The sequence below is a fragment of the Pseudomonas sp. ICBG1301 genome, assembly GCF_016918385.1.
In the GTDB taxonomy this organism is placed as follows: domain Bacteria; phylum Pseudomonadota; class Gammaproteobacteria; order Pseudomonadales; family Pseudomonadaceae; genus Aquipseudomonas; species Aquipseudomonas palleroniana.
Genome location: NZ_JAEKGB010000014.1, coordinates 25,592 through 43,332, shown reverse-complemented (window position 1 = coordinate 43,332; position 17,741 = coordinate 25,592). Strand labels below are relative to the sequence as shown.

Sequence of the window (17,741 nt, the reverse complement as noted above, 5' to 3'; positions counted from 1 at the left end):
GGCTCGATCAGCAGTCGGGTTTGTCGGCAGTGTAACGGCGCGCCGGGTTTACCGCTGCGCCGAATTCACGCAACGCCTTGGCGCCGATCAACAGCGGGTAGTTGAAGCTGCTGCGGTCGGTCAGGTTGACCTCGACCGTGCGCTTGACGTTGCCCAGGCACATTTCCAGGTCGATAACCGGGCGCTTGGCCACGGTGGCTTCGTCCTTGTCCTCGTCCTCATCGGCGCGGCTCTTGATCTTGCTGATGCGCGACACCTTGTGTTCATAGACCTTGTCGCTCGCATCCTTGCCACCGAGGCGGAAACGCACCCAGTCGTCGCCGTCGCGCTGGAAGGTCTCGATGTTGCGCGCCGACAGCGACGCGGTCAGTGCACCGGTGTCCATCTTGGCCTTGAAGGTTTGGCCGATCTCCGGCAACTGGATGTATTCGTAGCGACCGTAGAGGGTCGGTTCGGCGGCCATGACAGGCAAGGCGACCAGGGCAAGCGAGGCAAGGAGCAATTTCACGGAGTGATTTCCTCGAAAGAAGTAGGCGGATTCTAGACCGCAAAAGCGCTGCTTAGTTAGCTCGCTCAACCATACCCGGCACATTGTGAAACATTCGTCCGGCAATTTGCGATTTGGCCTCTAGACTCAGCTTGCTTATCATGGCCCGCCAAACCCTCCCAAGAGTTGCTTATGCGCCGCCTGCTCACCGGCTGTTTTGTCACATTGCTGCTACTGCTCAACACCCTGGTGCTGTTCGGGCCATTGATGGTGTTTGCCCTGCTCAAACTGGTGGCCCCCGGTCGCTTTCGCGACTACGCCTCATGGGCGGTGATGTGGATTGCCGAAACCTGGGCCGAGATCGACAAACTGATCTTTTCGCTGTGCATCCCGACCCAATGGGATATTCGCGGCGGCGCCGACCTGCGCGGTGACACTTCCTACCTGGTCATCAGCAACCACCAATCCTGGGTCGATATTCCGGCGTTGATCCAGACGTTGAACCGGCGCACGCCGTTCTTCAAATTCTTCCTTAAAAAAGAACTGATCTGGGTGCCCTTCCTGGGCCTGGCGTGGTGGGCGCTGGACTACCCGTTCATGAAACGCTACACCAAGGCGTTCCTGGCCAAGCATCCGGAACTGGCGGGGCAGGACTTGAAGATCACCCGGCAGGCTTGCGAACTGTTCAAGCGCCAGCCGGTGACGGTGGTCAACTATCTGGAAGGTACGCGCTTCAGCGAGGCCAAACGCAAGCAGCAGGACTCACCCTTCACCCGGTTGCTCAAGCCCAAGGCGGGCGGCGTGGCGTTTGTCTTGGCCGCCATGGGCGAACAACTGGACGCGATCCTCGACGTGACCGTGGTTTATCCGCAGCAGAAGATTCCGGGCTTCTGGGACTTGATCAGCGGCTCGGTACCAAAGGTGATCATCGATATCCGCACGCGCGAACTGGACCCGGCGTTATGGCAGGGCGATTACGAGAACGATCCGGCCTTTCGCCAGACCGTCCAGAACTGGGTGAACCAGCTCTGGAAGGAGAAGGACCAGCGCATACAGCAGCTGTTATCGGATCAAACAGCGCCTTAGCGCAGAAGCGACCTGATCTCCAGCATCGCCTGGCCAAGGGATGCAGGCTTTTCAGTCAGCTTGCCGGGATGAATAAACGCCGGTTTCAACCAAGCCATCGCCTCTTCGTCCGACATAGGCTTGTAAATGTCCAATGGATTCACGGTGGGCCGCATGGCCGGTCCCACTTCATCCGCTGAATGGGTGTCGCTCGGGCACCGACCCAATGGATGGCGGTACTCGCGAACCATAGTGTCTTGCTTGGCAACAGCATCCGCCTGTGCCTGTGTTCCCTGATAAATGGCGTTGCCTGGCGCGGATGCAACCGCAGTGTCCCTGGCCATCAGTTGAAAGGCGTTATTGAGGCTCGATGCATGGGCAATGTTCATATGAGATGTTCACCTGAATGAATTGAAGAATCCGCTCCGGGCCTTGCGGCGCCCCGGAACGGTCTCTCTGGGTGGTAAAACATCCCATACGGTTCAAAGAAAAATGTTGCACCACATTCTCAAAACACCTCGGATCTGATCGCGTCAGCCGCCCCAGACACTGCCCAGGCTTTGCAGCAAGGAACCGCCCACGCCTTGGTCGCCCAGGTATTTGAGGATCACCGGTGCAAACTGGCCGACCATCCCACTGTCCATGCCCAAGGCGCTGAACGCGGTGTTCAGGTCGTTGGTGTCTTTCACGTTACCCAGCAGGCCGTCCAGGCCGCTGGTCTTGCTGCCGCCGCTCTGGCCGAGCATGCCGCTCAACGCGCCCAGGCTGCCCAGGGAGTTGGTGCCGGCCAGCTTATCCAGGCCGGGAACGCTCTTGCCCAGTTGCGAATAGTCAGTGCCGCTCAATTGGTTCTTGGCCAGGCCCAGCATGGCGCCGGTGCCACCAATCGCTTGTTCCGGGGTGACATTCAGTTGCGAGGTCAGCGCCTGCAGCAGGCCGGCGGTCTGGGAACTTGGCGCTGCGGCAGCCGCCTTGTTGTTGCCCTGGGCGCCGGAAACGGCATTGGCCACATCGCCCAAGCTGAAGCCTGCGGCAAACACCGGGCTGGCGGCCACGGTCAACAGGCAGGACAGGGCAAAACCGCGTGAAATCTTCATCAAGACAACCTCAGAATGTAAGAGCTAAAAAGCAGGCGTTTGACTGACACTCCTGAAGGAATGTTCCCACCCTCAGATTAGTTCAGAAAATATTGCATCCGCAGTTGTGGAAAATTCCGACGAGGTGCGCCGCCCATATCGTTGGGTTCAGGAACCCATCGCCCTTGGCAAGGTCCATCAACTGACTACAAATTTTGTCAGGAACAGACTTATGACTGCGAACCAACCCCAAGTCATTGAGCACAAACCCTCATTCTGGAGCGGCCCTCGCCTGTTCATCGGCGCCTGCGCAGTGGTGGTTGCCGGTATCGGCGGCGCCCTCTATACCCAGGACAGCGTCAAATCCGCTGCCACCCTGGTCACCACCGAGCAACAACCGGCCGCGCAGATCATGGCGCACAAGGATTACCTGGAAGTGCAGCCGATCGCTGCCACCGCCCCTGCGCCGGACCACAGCCTGGAGCTGTGGGCGATCCCCGAGGGCGGCACACCGGTGTCACTGGGCCTGTTGCCGGAAGACGGCAAAGGCATTATCGGACTCAACCCTCGCCAACAGGAATCCATCAGCAAGCCGGTGGAATTGATGGTGAGCGCAGAAACCAAAGGTGGCTCGCTCAGCAAGCAGCCGACGGGGCCGACGGTGTACCAGGGGGCGCTGGCGGCTCGATAACGCCATAGTTCAAGCAAACGCATAAGGGCGGTCTTCGGACCGCCCTTATGCGTTTCAGGTAACCTCCAGTAGCAGCTTGCGAAGGAACGAAAGCCCAGAGACTCCCACTCAGGTTGGCCTCCCGCGTACCGACAACCCGCGAGGTTTACCCGTTAACAAGGAGTTAGAACTATGGTAATCGGCCTTCTGCTTTATGCGGCGCGCACCCAGCTGCTGCCACCCCCGCCTCCCGGCATCGACCAATGCCCTGCCACAAAAACTATCCACTCAACGGCCTACACGGATCCTGACCTGCCACCGCGTTACGGCGAGGGTTATCAATACACGGCCACTGCCAACGGCAGGACATGGACAGGGCAAACGGCGGGAACCGACGACGATTACCTGGCCGCTGAATACGCGCTGCGGCCCGAAGCCATCCATCAACGCAACGGCAAGCTGCTGTGTGATTACGGTGGCAATCGCGTGGTCAAAAACGGGGAAGTGGCCGACCCCTACCTGAGGCTGTCGACACTTAAATGATCAAAAAAATGGCGACCTCTGAGGGTCGCCATTTTTTCACTGCGCGTTATGCCGCACTGAACAGTTTGTGCGGGTCAATCACAAATTTCTTTGGCACGCCCGCATCGAACTCGCCATACCCACGCGGCGCGTCATCCAGGCTGATCACCTGCACGCCGACGATTTCGGCAATGTTGATACGGTCCCACATGATCGCCTGCATCAGTTGGCGGTTGTACTTCATCACGGGCGTTTGCCCAGTGTGGAAGCTGTGGGATTTGGCCCAGCCCAGGCCGAAGCGAATGCTCAGGCTGCCCATTTTCGCAGCGGCATCCACCGCACCTGGATCTTCGGTGACGTACAGGCCCGGAATCCCGATCTTGCCCGCCACCCGTACGACACCCATCAACGAGTTGAGCACGGTGGCCGGAGCTTCGGCTTTCACGCCTTCGTGGCCGTGACCGCGGGCTTCGAAACCTACGGCATCGACGGCGCAGTCCACTTCAGGCTCGCCCAACAGTGCGGCGATTTGCTCGTGCAGTGGCGTGTCTTTGGACAGGTCGGCAATTTCAAAACCCTGGGCCTTGGCGTGAGCCAGGCGGATCGGGTTGACGTCACCGATGATCACCACCGCCGCGCCCAGCAGGCGGGCGGAGGCGGCAGCGGCCAGACCGACTGGGCCGGCACCCGCGATGTATACGGTGCTGCCCGGTCCAACGCCCGCCGTGACGGCACCGTGGTAGCCGGTCGGCAGAATGTCGGAGAGGCAAGTCAGGTCGCGGATTTTCTCCATGGCCTTGTCACGGTCCGGCAGTTTCAGCAGGTTGAAATCGGCATACGGTACCAGCACGTATTCGGCCTGGCCGCCGGTCCAGTCGCCCATGTCGACATAACCGTAGGCGCCACCGGCACGCGCCGGGTTGACGGTCAGGCACACGCCGGTGTGCTGCTCTTTGCAGGAACGGCAGCGGCCGCAGGCAACGTTGAAGGGGACGGAAACCAGGTCGCCGATTTTCAGGTTTTCGACGTCGTTGCCCTTCTCGATCACTTCGCCGGTGATCTCGTGACCGAGCACCAGGCCGGTCTGGGCAGTGGTACGGCCACGCACCATGTGTTGGTCGGAGCCGCAGATATTGGTGGAAACCACGCGCAGGATGACGCCGTGCTCAATCTTCCTGCCACGGGGGTCCTGCATTTTGGGATAGTCGATTTTCTGTACTTCGACCTTGCCGTTGCCGAGATACACGACACCACGATTACCAGACATGCTTTCACCTCGCTGTTGTTTTTATGGAACCACGTTGCCCAGGCAGGCAGCGCGTTAAGTGCTCGGGTACAGATGCTGTTTTTGCGTTGTTAGTGAGGGCCTCATCGGGGGCAAGCCCCCTCCCACATTTGAAGGTATTCACAATTCCAGGGTGGGAGGGGGCTTGCTCCCGATAGCGTCAGTCAGAGCACCACCGTTCTATTGGCGTTCAGAAATACCCGCCGCTCAATGTGATACCCCACCGCACGCGCCAGGGTCAGCCCTTCGATATCCCGCCCTTTGGCAATCAAGTCCTCGGGATAATGGCTGTGATCCACCACCTCCACGCCCTGCGCGATGATCGGCCCTTCATCCAGATCGTTGTTGATGTAATGCGCCGTAGCCCCCACCAACTTCACCCCTTTGTTGTACGCCTGGTGATACGGCTTGGCGCCCTTGAACCCGGGTAGCAACGAGTGATGGATATTGATGGCCTTGCCGTCCAGCTTGCGGCACAGCTCCGGCGACAGCACTTGCATGTAGCGCGCGAGGATCACCAGTTCAGCGCCGGTGTCTTCCACCACTTGCCACACCTGACGCTCCTGGGACGGCTTGTCGTTGGGGTCGAGGGGGAAATGGTAGTAGGGAATCTGGTGCCAGTCGGCCAGGGGTTTCAAATCGGGATGGTTGGACACCACCGCCACCACGTCCATCGACAACTGGCCGATGCGCTGGCGATACAACAGGTCGTTGAGGCAGTGATCGGCCTTGGACACCATGATCACCACTTTGGGCCGATAATTCGGCGCCGTCAGCTCGAAGATCATGCCGAAGGCTTCACCGCGTGTGGCCAAGCCATCGCGGAAGGCCTGTTCGTCAAAACCGTCTGGCTGGCGAAACTCCACACGGATGAAGAACCGGCCCGAAAGCCGGTCATCGAACGAGTGGTGCTCGGTAACATAGCAGCCCTGTTCGAACAGGTAGCGGGTGACCGCGTCCACCGTGCCGAGCACGCTGGGGCAGTCGGCGGTCAAAATCCATGTATCGGGTGCGCGGCTCATATCGGGTAACTCCTTGATCGTTCCCACGCTCTGCGTGGGAATGCCGCCATGGACGCTCGGCGTCCGCTCTTGGGGACGCAGAGCATCCCGGGATGCATTCCCACGCGGAGCGTGGGAACGATCATCATGCAACTACGCTGAGGCCGAATTCGGCCGAGGCATCCTGCAACCACAACCACCAGTAATCCGAGAAGCTGCGACGAATCACCAGTTCCCAGGTGTCTTCAGCGGTGTGGCGGATCACCAATTGCGACTTGGCGAACACCGTGCCCACGGCCTTGCCCACCGGGAAGTTGTTGGGGTGCACGTCGTAGCTGGTGGACTTCATCAACACATCACGCACATTCGGGCCGCTGAGTTCAAGGATCTGCTGGCCGCCACTGACGTTGACGACCTGGATATGCAGGTCACCCAGGGCGGCGCGCAGGTTCTGCTCGGCGGCGAACTCTTCACCGCTGGGCACCACCAGCAACCACTCATCCGGGCCGAGCCATTGCAGGCTGGTTTCGCCCTTGACGATGACTTGCAGGGCACCGGGCAACTCGATGCCAAGCGCCTTGTGCACGCCGGCGGCGAAGGCGGCGTCATGCCCATCGCCACGAAGGGTCAGGTGGCCCAGGAGTTTTTTCTCGCGGACGGTAACGCCTGCGTTTTTACGGCCCTTGCCGACCAGGCTGGCGAGGTCGGCATGGTGCAGCGACGACTCGGCCTTGGCGCCGTTAGTGGGGCGTTGTTGGTAAACATTGGCTGCTGTCATATAGCACCTGTTCTGAATTGATCGTTCCCACGCTCTGCGTGGGAATGCCGCGATGGACGCTCGGCGTCCGCTCTTGGGACGCCGCGCGTCCCGGGATGCATTCCCACGCAGAGCGTGGGAACGATCAGGTGTCAAATGTTCTGGCGATCGCCTTTCGGGTCAAAGAACACCGAAGACACAATCTCCGCTTCGATCACGCTGCCATCGGCCTGTGGTGAGAACACCCGCTCGCCGATACGCTTCAAGCCGCCCTTGACCACCGCCATCGCGAACGAATAACCGAGGGAGTTGTGGGCATAGCTGGAGGTCACGTGACCGACCATCTTCATCGGGATCGACTGCTTCGGATCGAATACCAACTGCGCGCCTTCCGGCAGCCACACTTTTGGATCGACCGGCTTCAAGCCCACCAGTTGCTTGCGCTCTTCACGCACGCAGTCTTCACGGTTCATGCCGCGCCAGCCGATCCACGAGAACGGCTTGGTACGCCCGACACACCAGCCCATGTTCAGGTCGTCAGGGGTCATCGAGCCATCGGTGTCCTGGCCGACGATGATGAAGCCCTTCTCGGCCCGCAGGACGTGCATGGTCTCGGTGCCGTACGGGGTCAGGTTGTACTTTTTGCCGGCCTCGACGATTTTTTCCAGCACGCCCATCGCGTAGTCGGCCTGTACGTTGACTTCGTACGACAGCTCGCCGGTAAACGAGATGCGGAACACCCGCGCCGGCACCCCACCCACCAGACCTTCTTTCCAGGTCATGAACGGGAAGCCGTCCTTGTCCAGGTCGATGTCGGTGACTTCGGCCAGCAGCTTGCGGCTGTTGGGGCCGGACAGGGTCATGGTCGCCCAGTGGTCGGTGACCGAGGTGAAGTACACCTTGAGGTCCGGCCATTCGGTCTGTTGGTAGATTTCCAGCCACTGGAGAACGCGCGCGGCGCCGCCGGTGGTGGTGGTCATCAGGAAGTGGTTGTCGGCCAGACAGGCGGTAACACCGTCGTCGAAGACCATACCGTCTTCCTTGCACATCAGGCCGTAGCGCGCCTTGCCCACGTCGAGCTTGGTCCAGGCGTTGCTGTAGATGCGGTTGAGGAACTCGCGGGCATCCGGGCCTTGAATGTCGATCTTGCCGAGGGTGGAGGCATCCAGCAGGCCGACGCTGTCGCGCACGGCCAGGCATTCGCGTTTCACCGCAGCGTGCAGGTCTTCGCCATTGCGTGGGAAGTACCACGGGCGTTTCCATTGGCCGACGTCTTCAAACTCGGCGCCGTTCTTGACGTGCCAGGCGTGCAGCGCGGTGTAGCGAACCGGTTCGAAGATGTGCCCACAGTGACGGCCCGCCACCGCGCCGAATGTCACCGGCGTGTAGTTGGGACGGAACATGGTGGTGCCCATCTGCGGGATGGTCACGTTCAGGGAGCGCGCCGCAATCGCCAGGCCGTTGACGTTACCCAGCTTGCCCTGGTCGGTGCCGAAGCCCAGCGCGGTGTAGCGTTTGACGTGCTCGACCGACTCGAAACCTTCGCGGGTCGCCAGTTCGATGGCGGCGGCGGTCACGTCGTTCTGCAGGTCGACAAATTGCTTGGGCGCCCGTGCGGTGGCTTTTTCGTGAGGCACCTGGAACAGCGCCAGGGTCGGCTCTTCCAGACGGCTCAAAGCCTTGGGCAGAGTGCCTTCCACGGGTGCAAACCCGGCTTCGCTGGCGGCGCGCACGCCCCCTTCAAAACCATCGGCCAGGGAATCGCCAAGGCCGTAGACGCCGTTGATGCCGCCGACACACACCCGTTTCTGCGGGGCTTCGCCCGGTACAAAACCGAGGATGTCTTCACGCCAGGTCGGCTTGCCGCCCAAGTGCGAGGCCAAGTGAACCACAGGGCTGTAGCCACCGGAGCTGGCGACCAGGTCGCAGTCCAGCCACTCGCCGGGGCTGGTGACTTTATGCGCCTTGACGTCGATGGCCGCCACACGTGCGCCGGTCACATGCTTGCTGCCACGCGCTTCGATCACGGCGCTGCCGGTGAGGATGCGGATGCCTTTGGCACGGGCCTCTTCAACCAGGGCACCGCGTGGGTTGTGGCGTGCATCGGCCACGGCCACCACTTGCAGGCCTGCGTCGAACCAGTCCAGCGCCACGCGGTAGGCGTGGTCGTTGTTGGTCGACAGCACCAGTTTTTTGCCCGGTGCCACGCCGTAGCGGCGCACATAGGTGGAGACCGCACCGGCGAGCATGTTGCCCGGCACGTCGTTGTTGCCGTACACCAGCGGGCGCTCGCAGGCACCGGTCGCGAGGACGACACGCTTGGCCCGTACCCGATGGATACGCTGACGCACCACACCCACCGGTGCACGGTCACCGAGGTGGTCGGTGAGGCGTTCGTGAATGGTCAGGAAGTTATGGTCGTGGTAGCCGTTGACGGTGGCGCGAGGCAGCAGCACCACGTCCGGCAAGGCTTTCAATTCGGCGATCACGCTGGCGACCCATTCCATGGCCGGCTTGCCGTCGAGGCTTTCGCGGGAGTCGAGCAGCGAACCGCCGAACTCTTCCTGCTCATCGGCAATGATCACCCGCGCCCCGCTGCGCGCAGCGGCCAGTGCAGCGGCCAGGCCGGCGGGGCCTGCGCCCACCACCAGCACGTCGCAGTGACGGTTCATGTTGTCGTAGGTGTCCGGGTCGTTCTCGGTCGGCGAGCGACCCAGGCCGGCAGCCTTGCGGATGTACTTCTCGTAAGTCATCCAGAACGATTGCGGGTACATGAAGGTTTTGTAGTAGAAACCCGGCGGCATCAGCTTGCCGCCGACCTTGCCGAGGATGCCCATCATGTCGTTGTTCACGCTCGGCCAACCGTTGGTGCTGGTGGCGACGAGGCCCTGGTACAGCGCCTGTTGCGTGGCGCGCACGTTGGGAATCTGGGTGGCTTCGGTGGCACCGATCTGCAGCACCGCGTTCGGCTCTTCGGCGCCGGCGGCGAAGATGCCGCGTGGACGCGAATATTTGAAACTGCGGCCGATGATGTCGACGCCATTGGCCAGCAGTGCGGCGGCCAGGGTGTCGCCTTCGAAGCCCTTGTAGCTCTGGCCATTGAAGGTAAACGTCAGGACTTTATTACGGTCGATGCGGCCACCGTTGGACAGGCGATTGGTCTGGCTCATACCTTCTCTCCAGAGGCCTTGGCGGTGAATTGTGGCTTCTCACCGATCTTGTAGGTTTCAAGAATTTCGTAAGTCACGGTATCGCGGGTGGCGTTGAAATACTGGCGGCAACCGGCAGCGTGAATCCACAGCTCATGGTGCAGGCCGCGCGGGTTGTCGCGGAAGAACATGTAGTCGCCCCACTCTTCATCGGTGCAGGCATTCGGGTCCAGCGGGCGCGGGATGTGCGCTTGGCCGGAGGCATGGAATTCCTCTTCGGAGCGCAGTTCGCCACAGTGAGGACAGAAGATATGCAACATAGGATTTTTCTCCTGTTAGTGGGCGACGGCCGCAGCGCCGTGTTCGTCGATCAACGCACCGTTGTGGAAACGGTCGATGGAGAATGGCGCGGCCAGCGGGTGCATTTCACCCTTGGCCAGGCTTGCGGCGAACACGTTGCCTGAGCCTGGGGTGGCCTTGAAGCCACCGGTGCCCCAACCGCAGTTGAAGAACATGTTCGGTACCGGGGTTTTCGAGATGATCGGGCACGCGTCCGGCGTGGTGTCGACGATGCCGCCCCACTGACGGTTCATGCGCACGCGCGACAGCACCGGGAACATCTCGACGATGGCCTGGATGGTGTGTTCGATCACCGGGTACGAACCGCGCTGGCCGTAGCCGTTGTAGCCGTCGATGCCGGCGCCGATCACCAGGTCGCCCTTGTCGGACTGGCTGATGTAACCGTGCACGGCGTTGGACATGATCACGCTGTCGATAATCGGCTTGATCGGCTCCGACACCAGTGCCTGCAGCGGGTGGGATTCGATCGGCAGGCGGAAACCGGCGAGCGACGCCATGTGCCCGGAGTTACCCGCGGTGACCACACCGACGCGCTTGGCGCCGATGAAGCCCTTGTTGGTTTCCACGCCGATGCACACACCGTTTTCCTTGCGGAAACCGATGACTTCGGTCTGCTGGATCAAGTCCACGCCAAGTGCGTCAGCCGCACGGGCAAAGCCCCAGGCCACGGCATCGTGACGGGCCACGCCGCCACGCCGTTGCACGGTGGCGCCGAGTACCGGGTAACGGGTGTTTTTCGAGCAGTCGAGGTACGGGATCTCGTCGGCCACTTGCTTGGCGTTGAGCAGTTCGCCGTCCACGCCGTTAAGGCGGTTGGCGCTCACACGCCGCTCGGAATCACGGATGTCCTGCAGGGTGTGGCACAGGTTGTACACGCCGCGCTGGGAGAACATCACGTTGTAGTTCAGGTCCTGGGACAAACCTTCCCACAGCTTCATCGCGTGTTCGTACAGGTGCGCCGACTCGTCCCACAGGTAGTTGGAACGCACGATGGTGGTATTGCGCGCGGTGTTGCCGCCGCCCAACCAACCTTTCTCGACCACGGCCACATTGGTGATGCCGTGTTCCTTGGCCAGGTAGTAGGCGGTCGCCAGACCATGCCCGCCACCGCCGACGATGACCACGTCGTAGACCTTTTTCGGGGTCGGCGTGCGCCACATCTTCTGCCAGTTTTCGTGGTGGCTGAGGGAGTGCTTGAAGAGGCCGAAGCCCGAGTAGCGTTGCATAGTCATTACTCCAAAACCGCGCTCAGCGATAAACCGGGAAATCAGCGCACAGGGCAGACACGTGCTTGGCCACGTTGGCTTCGACATCGGCATCGCCGAGGTTGTCGAGGATGTCGCAGATCCAGCCGGCCAGCTCGATGCACTGCGGCACTTTGAAACCACGCGTGGTCACCGCCGGGGTGCCGATGCGCAGGCCCGAGGTCACGAAGGGTGACTGCGGGTCGTTCGGCACGGCGTTCTTGTTGACGGTGATGTGGGCGCGGCCCAGGGCGGCGTCCGCCTCTTTGCCAGTGAGGCCCTGACGGATCAGGCTGACCAGGAACAGGTGGTTATCGGTACCGCCGGACACTACATCGTAGCCGCGTTTGATAAACACGCTGGCCATGGCCTGTGCGTTGTCGATTACTTGTTGCTGATAAGCCTTGAAACCAGGTTCCAGCGCTTCCTTGAAGCACACGGCCTTGCCGGCGATGACGTGCATCAGCGGGCCGCCCTGGGCGCCGGGGAATACGGCAGCGTTGAGTTTCTTTTCGATTTCTTCGTTGGACTTGGCCAGGATCAGACCGCCCCGTGGACCGCGCAGGGTCTTGTGGGTGGTGGTGGTCACCACGTCAGCGTACGGCAGCGGGTTGGGGTACAGGCCGGCGGCAACCAGGCCAGCAACGTGAGCCATGTCGACGAACAGCAGCGCGCCGACCTTGTCGGCGATCTGACGAAAACGTGGGAAATCCAGAGTCTTGGAGTAGGCGGAAAAGCCTGCAACGATCATCTTCGGCTTGTGCTCAACCGCCAGACGCTCGACTTCGTCGTAGTCGATCAGGCCGGTGTCAGTGTTGATGCCGTATTGCACCGCGTTGTACAGCTTGCCCGAGGACGACACCTTGGCACCGTGGGTCAGGTGACCGCCGTGGGCCAGGCTCATGCCCAAAATGGTATCGCCCGCTTGCAGCAGGGCCAGGTACACCGCGCTGTTGGCGGACGAACCGGAGTGCGGCTGTACGTTGGCGTAATCGGCACCGAACAGTTGCTTGGCGCGCTCGATGGCCAGGGCTTCCACCTTGTCCACATGCTCGCAGCCGCCGTAGTAGCGCTTGCCCGGGTAGCCTTCGGCGTATTTGTTGGTCAAGCCACTGCCCTGGGCTTGCATCACGCGTTTGCTGGTGTAGTTCTCTGACGCGATCAGCTCGATATGATCTTCCTGGCGCTGCTCCTCGGCATTCATGGCCGCCAGCAGTGCGTCGTCATATCCCTGGATCTGGTCTTGTTTGCTGAACATCGCGTCTCTCCCAGCCTTTCGTATTGGTGAGGCCCATACAGGCCCTTTGATGCGATGGTAGGGCTGGCGCAGACAGGTCAAATGCCTACGCACGCCACGCAAAGGTGCGTTTACGACATGGCCCGAACAACACAGAACAAATGTGGGAGGGGGCTTGCTCCCGATAGCGGTGGGCCAGCTTTCAAATGCAGTGGCTGACACACCGCTATCGGGAGCAAGCCCCCTCCCACAAGGGGTTAGGCGATAGTTTGACGAACGAGTAGCAGCAGCAGGAAATGCACGGGATAGAGGGTATAGGCCCAGCGGCGCATGGCGGGCGGCGAGGCGTTTTTGGCGTGTCGCAATAAGACCAGGCCCGCCAGTGGCGCAATCAGGCAGGCAACCAATCCCATCAGCGCAACCGGCGTGCCGTTATCGAGCAATATCTGCCATTGGTTGGCGGCCACGCAGACCAAGCCCGGCAACACACTGAAATACCATCGGCGACGGAACACCAGCAGCATCACCAATGGCAGCAATACACCAAAGAAACCGAACATTAAGTGGCTTGAAAACAGGGCGGCTATCGTGACGGCGATCAGCGCCATGCCTCGATCAACCCGGCCCTTTTGCTGCCATCCTCGGGCAACCAGCAAACCCAGCGCCAAGGTTGGCAGCACATTCAACGTATCGGCATCCTCGATAAACAACCGGTACGGTACTTCGCTGATCGCGCTGAACAGCAACAACCAGCCCAGATAGCGCCAGCGGCCTCTTGCCGGCAGGTCGCGGCCCCGATGCAGATTCGCCGCAATCGCCAGGCAAAACCACGGGAACGCCAGGCGCCCCGGCACATACAAGCCATCCAGGCTTAAGCCGACATAGCGCAGGTGATCCAGCACCATGCTCAGCAGCGCCAGCCACTTGAGCAGGTCCAGAGCGCCATCGCGGACACGTCCGACAGCCATCGTTTCAGTACCGTGCATAATTCCCCAGTGACTCTGCATTTACAGCGCGTGCGTATGCCCGACAATCTTGGTTACAGTGCGCACCAACATCGACCACAGGAATGGGCCATGACCGACAAGAGCCAACAATTCGCCAGCGACAACTACTCCGGCATCTGCCCGGAAGCCTGGGCCGCCATGGAACAAGCCAACCAGGGGCATCAACGCGCCTACGGCGATGATGAATGGACCCACCGCGCCGCCGACGGTTTCCGCAATCTGTTCGAAACCGACTGCGAAGTGTTCTTCGCCTTCAACGGCACCGCAGCCAACTCACTGGCACTGTCTTCACTGTGCCAGAGCTACCATAGCGTGATTTGCTCGGAAACCGCCCACGTCGAAACCGACGAGTGCGGTGCGCCGGAGTTTTTCTCCAACGGCTCGAAGCTGCTCATCGCCCGCACCGAAAATGGCAAGCTGACCCCGGAATCCATCCGCGAGATCGCCCTCAAGCGCCAGGACATCCACTACCCCAAACCCCGCGTGGTAACCCTGACCCAGGCCACCGAAGTCGGCAGCGTGTACACCCCGGATGAAATCCGCGCCATCAGCGCCACCTGCAAGGAACTGGGCCTGAACCTGCACATGGACGGCGCGCGCTTCTCCAACGCCTGCGCCTTCCTCGGTTGCTCCCCCGCCGACCTGACCTGGAAAGCCGGTGTGGACGTATTGTGCTTTGGCGGCACCAAGAACGGCATGGCCGTAGGCGAGGCGATCCTGTTCTTCAATCACAAACTGGCTGAAGACTTCGACTACCGCTGCAAACAGGCCGGCCAACTGGCGTCAAAAATGCGCTTTCTCTCCGCCCCCTGGGTGGGCCTGCTGGAAAACGACGCCTGGCTCAAGCATGCCCGGCACGCCAACCACTGCGCACAATTGCTGAGCAGCCTGGTGGCGGATATTCCAGGGGTTGAACTGATGTTCCCGGTGCAGGCCAACGGCGTCTTCCTGCAGCTCTCGGAACCAGCCATTGCCGCACTGACGGCCAAGGGCTGGCGCTTCTACACCTTCATCGGCAAAGGCGGCGCACGCTTCATGTGTGCGTGGGATACCGAGGAGGAGCGTGTAAGAGAATTAGCCGCGGATATTCGAACAGTGATGGGTGCCTGATACTGGCGTAACGCCGAGTCTGTTATTTGATATTTCTGACAGCTACACACTGGAATTTCATTGACTAACCTCTTGGAACCCGAAAGGAAAAGGCCGCTGCACAGCCCGCCTTTCGGGCCAACCGCCTGCCGCATATCCGGCTGGAAACGGAAATCCAGAAGAGAGACAAACCATGGAATACCAAAGCAACGGCGACACTCTGCAAAGCGACGGCACTATCAGCACCACCGTCATCGATTGGGATGAATTCAGGAAGTACGCAAAAGTCGGTGACACCATCCGAGAGCCATCGCGCACATTGCGGATTTACGACAAAGTCTATGAATTGACAGCATCAGGCCAGCACTTCGTCGTCCACATCCACGCCCAATAACCCTCCTTGATTGATCGTTCCCACGCTCCGCGTGGGAATGCATGCCCCGGGCGCTCTGCGCCCAAGCCGCCCCCGATGCAAGGACGACCCCATGGGCAGAAGCCGCTACGTCATCACCGAACCCGAAAAGCCACACTTCCTGACCTGTACCGTCATGGAATGGCTACCGTTGTTTACCCGTGATTACATCGTCGGCCATCTTCTGGATTGCTGGCGATACCAACAGAGCCATGAAGCCTTGAACCTTTACGGCTATGTCATCCTCGAGAACCATCTGCATTTCGTCGCCCAGGCGCCTGACCTTGGCAAATGCGTCAGCCGATTCAAGTCCTTCACTGCCCGAACCATCATTGATGACCTGCAGAGCAAAGGCGCAGAACGGGTTTTGCAACGCCTTCGCTTCAGTAAACGCGCGCACAAGGCGGATCGGGCTTATCAGCTTTGGCAGGAGGGCTCACACGCGGAGTTGGTGTACAGCGAGGCTGTGATGTACCAGAAGCTCGATTACATCCACCATAACCCGGTCAAACGGGGTTACGTGGATCTGGCTGAACACTGGAGGTATTCGAGTGCCCGCAACTATGCCGGAATGCCAGGGCTGATCGACATCCAACGCTGGTACTGACAGCTCGCGAGCCGATGATCGTGCCCACGCTCCGCGTGGGCATGCAGCCCGTGACGCTCTGCGTCACACCGCAAGCCTTGCGTGAAAGCGGAACGCAGAGCGTCCCTGGCGGCGTTACCACGCGGAGCGTGGGAACGAGTTGGGCCGGTGATCGTGCCCACGCTCTGCGTGGGCATGCAGCCCGTGACGCTCTGCGTCACACCGTGAGTCTTGCGTGAAAGCGGAACGCAGAGCGTCCCTGGCGGCGTTACCACGCGGAGCGTGGGAACGAGCTGGACCGGTGATCGTGCCCATGCTCCGCGTGGGCATGCAGCCCGTGACGCTCCGCGTCACACCGCAAGCCTTGCGTGAAAGCGGAACGCAGAGCGTCCCTGGCGGCGTTACCACGCGGAGCGTGGGAACGAGCTGGGCCGGTGATCGTGCCCACGCTCCGCGTGGGCATGCAGCCCGTGACGCTCCGCGTCACATCGCAAGCCGTGCGTGAAAGCGGAACGCAGAGCGTCCCTGGCGGCGTTACCACGCGGAGCGTGGGAACGAGCTGGGCCGGTGATGATCGTGCCCACGCTCTGCGTGGGCATGCAGCCCGTGACGCTCCGCGTCACACCGTAAGCCTTGCGTGAAAAGTGGATCAGAACTCGATTCGCACATCACCTTTAGGCACGCTGCAGCACGACAGGATGTAACCCTCGGCTTCGTCTTCCTCAGTAATCCCGCCGTTGTGGTCCATCTCGACCTCTCCACCCAGCTTCATCACCTTGCACGTTCCGCAGATGCCCATGCCACACGCCTTTGGAATCAACAGCCCAAGCTTGGCCGCTGCGGCATGCACCGTTTCACCCGGTGCCACGCGAATGCTCTTGCCTGAAGCAATGAACTCCACTTGATGCAAATCCGCCAGATCGATTTCCGGCGCCTCGGCGGCTTGCTCGGCCTGCTCCACCGCGTCGGCGCGGGCTTCCGGCGGCGTAGCCCCGAAGGATTCTTCGTGATAGCGCGCCATGTCGAAGCCTGCGGCCTCCAACAGGCGTTTCACGGCGTTCATATAGGGCGTTGGACCACAGCAGAACACTTCGCGCTCCAGGAAGTCCGGCACCATCAGTTCGAGCATCTTGTGATTCAGGTAACCGCGATACCCCGCCCAGGGCTCACCCAAGCCGTGCTTCTCACAAATCAGGTGCAGGCTGAAGTTATCGATGCGCGACGCCATGTGTTCCAGCTCGCGGTGATAGATGATGTCCTTGGGCGAGCGGGCGCTGTGGATAAAGGTCATGTCGACGTTGGCGTTGGTGTCGTAGAACCAACGGGCCATGGACATCACCGGCGTGATACCGACACCGCCGCTGAGGTACAACACTTTCGGGCTCGGGAAGTCGATGGCATTGAACAGCCCGACCGGCCCGTGCACCGCCAACTCCTGGCCTTCATGCAGGGTGTCGTGCAACCAGTTGGAAACCCGGCCGCCCGGGACGCGCTTGATCGTCACCGAGAAGCTGTACGGCACCGATGGCGAACTGGAAATGGTGTACGAGCGCATGATTGGCTGGCCGTCGATTTCCAACTCCAGGGTGACGAATTGCCCCGGCTTGAAAAAGAACAGGATCGGCTGGTCGGCCATGAAGCAAAAGGTGCGCACGTCCCAGGTTTCCTGGATGACTTTGACGCAACGGACGATATGCCGACCATTGGCCCAGGTCTGGGTAGTTACCGGGTTCAGGAAGTTATTGGACATGCTGTTCTCCGTAGCCGTAGGTCGGCCTGATGATGGCGATTTTG

General features: G+C 60.9%; 18 protein-coding genes. 6 read left to right on the top strand and 12 right to left on the bottom strand.

What is annotated here, in order from left to right:
• Positions 1 to 7: 7 nt before the first annotated feature.
• Positions 8 to 508 (bottom strand): retropepsin-like aspartic peptidase RloA2, encoded by a 501-nt coding sequence (gene rloA2 / locus JBE38_RS25130; RefSeq protein ID WP_060753353.1) that lies wholly within the window; start codon positions 506 to 508, stop codon positions 8 to 10.
• Positions 509 to 679: 171 nt separating this feature from the next.
• Here rloA2 and JBE38_RS25125 point away from each other — a divergent pair, with 171 nt between their 5' ends.
• Positions 680 to 1,573, top strand: coding sequence for an acyltransferase (locus JBE38_RS25125; RefSeq protein WP_104994873.1), 894 nt, complete (start codon positions 680 to 682; stop codon positions 1,571 to 1,573).
• Here JBE38_RS25125 and JBE38_RS25120 read toward each other — a convergent pair.
• The gene (locus JBE38_RS25120) at positions 1,570 to 1,941 is read right to left on the bottom strand and encodes a hypothetical protein (protein ID WP_205345388.1); all 372 of its coding nucleotides are present in this window, start codon (positions 1,939 to 1,941) and stop codon (positions 1,570 to 1,572) included. The genes JBE38_RS25125 and JBE38_RS25120 overlap by 4 nt on opposite strands.
• 144 nt (positions 1,942 to 2,085) lie before the next feature.
• Positions 2,086 to 2,649: a DUF2780 domain-containing protein gene (locus JBE38_RS25115; protein ID WP_060753356.1), complete on the bottom strand. Its 564-nt coding sequence runs from the start codon at positions 2,647 to 2,649 to the stop codon at positions 2,086 to 2,088.
• A gap of 211 nt (positions 2,650 to 2,860) precedes the next feature.
• On the opposite strand from JBE38_RS25115, the gene JBE38_RS25110 reads away from it, so the two are divergent.
• Entirely contained in the window at positions 2,861 to 3,319 is a 459-nt protein-coding gene (locus JBE38_RS25110; RefSeq protein ID WP_060753357.1) for an anti-sigma factor domain-containing protein, read from the top strand.
• A 171-nt stretch (positions 3,320 to 3,490) separates the two neighbouring features.
• Positions 3,491 to 3,841 (top strand): hypothetical protein, encoded by a 351-nt coding sequence (locus JBE38_RS25105; RefSeq protein ID WP_240202604.1) that lies wholly within the window; start codon positions 3,491 to 3,493, stop codon positions 3,839 to 3,841.
• A 46-nt stretch (positions 3,842 to 3,887) separates the two neighbouring features.
• Here JBE38_RS25105 and fdhA read toward each other — a convergent pair whose 3' ends face one another.
• From fdhA to JBE38_RS25065, 8 genes are all read right to left on the bottom strand, one after another.
• Positions 3,888 to 5,087, bottom strand: coding sequence for a formaldehyde dehydrogenase, glutathione-independent (gene fdhA, locus JBE38_RS25100; RefSeq protein ID WP_060753358.1), 1,200 nt, complete (start codon positions 5,085 to 5,087; stop codon positions 3,888 to 3,890).
• Positions 5,088 to 5,269: 182 nt separating this feature from the next.
• Positions 5,270 to 6,127: a formyltetrahydrofolate deformylase gene (gene purU / locus JBE38_RS25095; protein ID WP_005792124.1), complete on the bottom strand. Its 858-nt coding sequence runs from the start codon at positions 6,125 to 6,127 to the stop codon at positions 5,270 to 5,272.
• 124 nt (positions 6,128 to 6,251) lie between these two features.
• On the bottom strand, positions 6,252 to 6,884 hold the full coding sequence (locus JBE38_RS25090; protein WP_090368355.1) for a sarcosine oxidase subunit gamma: 633 nt from the start codon (positions 6,882 to 6,884) through the stop codon (positions 6,252 to 6,254).
• Between the two features lie 131 nt (positions 6,885 to 7,015).
• A complete protein-coding gene (locus JBE38_RS25085) occupies positions 7,016 to 10,033 on the bottom strand; it encodes a sarcosine oxidase subunit alpha (RefSeq protein WP_161548693.1) in 3,018 nt (1,005 codons plus the stop codon).
• Complete coding sequence (locus JBE38_RS25080) at positions 10,030 to 10,332, bottom strand: sarcosine oxidase subunit delta (protein ID WP_027605979.1); 303 nt, start codon at positions 10,330 to 10,332, stop codon at positions 10,030 to 10,032. The genes JBE38_RS25085 and JBE38_RS25080 overlap by 4 nt, the downstream gene beginning before the upstream one ends.
• A gap of 15 nt (positions 10,333 to 10,347) precedes the next feature.
• On the bottom strand, positions 10,348 to 11,598 hold the full coding sequence (locus JBE38_RS25075; RefSeq protein WP_010207084.1) for a sarcosine oxidase subunit beta: 1,251 nt from the start codon (positions 11,596 to 11,598) through the stop codon (positions 10,348 to 10,350).
• A 22-nt stretch (positions 11,599 to 11,620) separates the two neighbouring features.
• The gene (glyA, locus tag JBE38_RS25070; RefSeq protein ID WP_060753361.1) at positions 11,621 to 12,874 is read right to left on the bottom strand and encodes a serine hydroxymethyltransferase; all 1,254 of its coding nucleotides are present in this window, start codon (positions 12,872 to 12,874) and stop codon (positions 11,621 to 11,623) included.
• A 236-nt stretch (positions 12,875 to 13,110) separates the two neighbouring features.
• Positions 13,111 to 13,839: a TraX family protein gene (locus JBE38_RS25065; RefSeq protein ID WP_205345387.1), complete on the bottom strand. Its 729-nt coding sequence runs from the start codon at positions 13,837 to 13,839 to the stop codon at positions 13,111 to 13,113.
• A 90-nt stretch (positions 13,840 to 13,929) separates the two neighbouring features.
• On the opposite strand from JBE38_RS25065, the gene JBE38_RS25060 reads away from it, so the two are divergent.
• The 3 genes from JBE38_RS25060 to JBE38_RS25050 all read left to right on the top strand — a co-directional run bounded on the left by JBE38_RS25060 (position 13,930) and on the right by JBE38_RS25050 (position 15,968).
• Positions 13,930 to 14,970 carry a threonine aldolase family protein gene (locus JBE38_RS25060; protein WP_060753363.1) on the top strand — a complete coding sequence of 347 codons (1,041 nt, stop codon included), beginning with the start codon at positions 13,930 to 13,932 and terminating at the stop codon, positions 14,968 to 14,970.
• 172 nt (positions 14,971 to 15,142) lie between these two features.
• Entirely contained in the window at positions 15,143 to 15,343 is a 201-nt protein-coding gene (locus JBE38_RS25055; RefSeq protein WP_205345386.1) for a hypothetical protein, read from the top strand.
• A 91-nt stretch (positions 15,344 to 15,434) separates the two neighbouring features.
• Positions 15,435 to 15,968 carry an REP-associated tyrosine transposase gene (locus JBE38_RS25050; protein ID WP_090368343.1) on the top strand — a complete coding sequence of 178 codons (534 nt, stop codon included), beginning with the start codon at positions 15,435 to 15,437 and terminating at the stop codon, positions 15,966 to 15,968.
• A 628-nt stretch (positions 15,969 to 16,596) separates the two neighbouring features.
• Here JBE38_RS25050 and gbcB read toward each other — a convergent pair.
• Positions 16,597 to 17,697, bottom strand: coding sequence for a glycine-betaine demethylase subunit GbcB (gbcB, locus tag JBE38_RS25045; RefSeq protein WP_060753366.1), 1,101 nt, complete (start codon positions 17,695 to 17,697; stop codon positions 16,597 to 16,599).
• Positions 17,698 to 17,741 lie beyond the last annotated feature (44 nt).

Bases quoted from the DNA above. Each gene is read 5' to 3' on its own strand.
- JBE38_RS25085 (WP_161548693.1), bottom strand. From the start codon at position 10,033: ATGAGCCAGACCAATCGCCTGTCCAACGGTGGCCGCATCGACCGTAAT.
- JBE38_RS25075 (WP_010207084.1), bottom strand. From the start codon at position 11,598: ATGCAACGCTACTCGGGCTTCGGCCTCTTCAAGCACTCCCTCAGCCAC.
- JBE38_RS25060 (WP_060753363.1), top strand. From the start codon at position 13,930: ATGACCGACAAGAGCCAACAATTCGCCAGCGACAACTACTCCGGCATC.
- JBE38_RS25080 (WP_027605979.1), bottom strand. From the start codon at position 10,332: ATGTTGCATATCTTCTGTCCTCACTGTGGCGAACTGCGCTCCGAAGAG.
- JBE38_RS25065 (WP_205345387.1), bottom strand. From the start codon at position 13,839: ATGCACGGTACTGAAACGATGGCTGTCGGACGTGTCCGCGATGGCGCT.
- JBE38_RS25125 (WP_104994873.1), top strand. From the start codon at position 680: ATGCGCCGCCTGCTCACCGGCTGTTTTGTCACATTGCTGCTACTGCTC.
- JBE38_RS25110 (WP_060753357.1), top strand. From the start codon at position 2,861: ATGACTGCGAACCAACCCCAAGTCATTGAGCACAAACCCTCATTCTGG.
- JBE38_RS25090 (WP_090368355.1), bottom strand. From the start codon at position 6,884: ATGACAGCAGCCAATGTTTACCAACAACGCCCCACTAACGGCGCCAAG.
- fdhA (WP_060753358.1), bottom strand. From the start codon at position 5,087: ATGTCTGGTAATCGTGGTGTCGTGTATCTCGGCAACGGCAAGGTCGAA.
- purU (WP_005792124.1), bottom strand. From the start codon at position 6,127: ATGAGCCGCGCACCCGATACATGGATTTTGACCGCCGACTGCCCCAGC.
- gbcB (WP_060753366.1), bottom strand. From the start codon at position 17,697: ATGTCCAATAACTTCCTGAACCCGGTAACTACCCAGACCTGGGCCAAT.
- JBE38_RS25050 (WP_090368343.1), top strand. From the start codon at position 15,435: ATGGGCAGAAGCCGCTACGTCATCACCGAACCCGAAAAGCCACACTTC.
- glyA (WP_060753361.1), bottom strand. From the start codon at position 12,874: ATGTTCAGCAAACAAGACCAGATCCAGGGATATGACGACGCACTGCTG.
- JBE38_RS25105 (WP_240202604.1), top strand. From the start codon at position 3,491: ATGGTAATCGGCCTTCTGCTTTATGCGGCGCGCACCCAGCTGCTGCCA.
- JBE38_RS25115 (WP_060753356.1), bottom strand. From the start codon at position 2,649: ATGAAGATTTCACGCGGTTTTGCCCTGTCCTGCCTGTTGACCGTGGCC.
- JBE38_RS25120 (WP_205345388.1), bottom strand. From the start codon at position 1,941: ATGAACATTGCCCATGCATCGAGCCTCAATAACGCCTTTCAACTGATG.
- JBE38_RS25055 (WP_205345386.1), top strand. From the start codon at position 15,143: ATGGAATACCAAAGCAACGGCGACACTCTGCAAAGCGACGGCACTATC.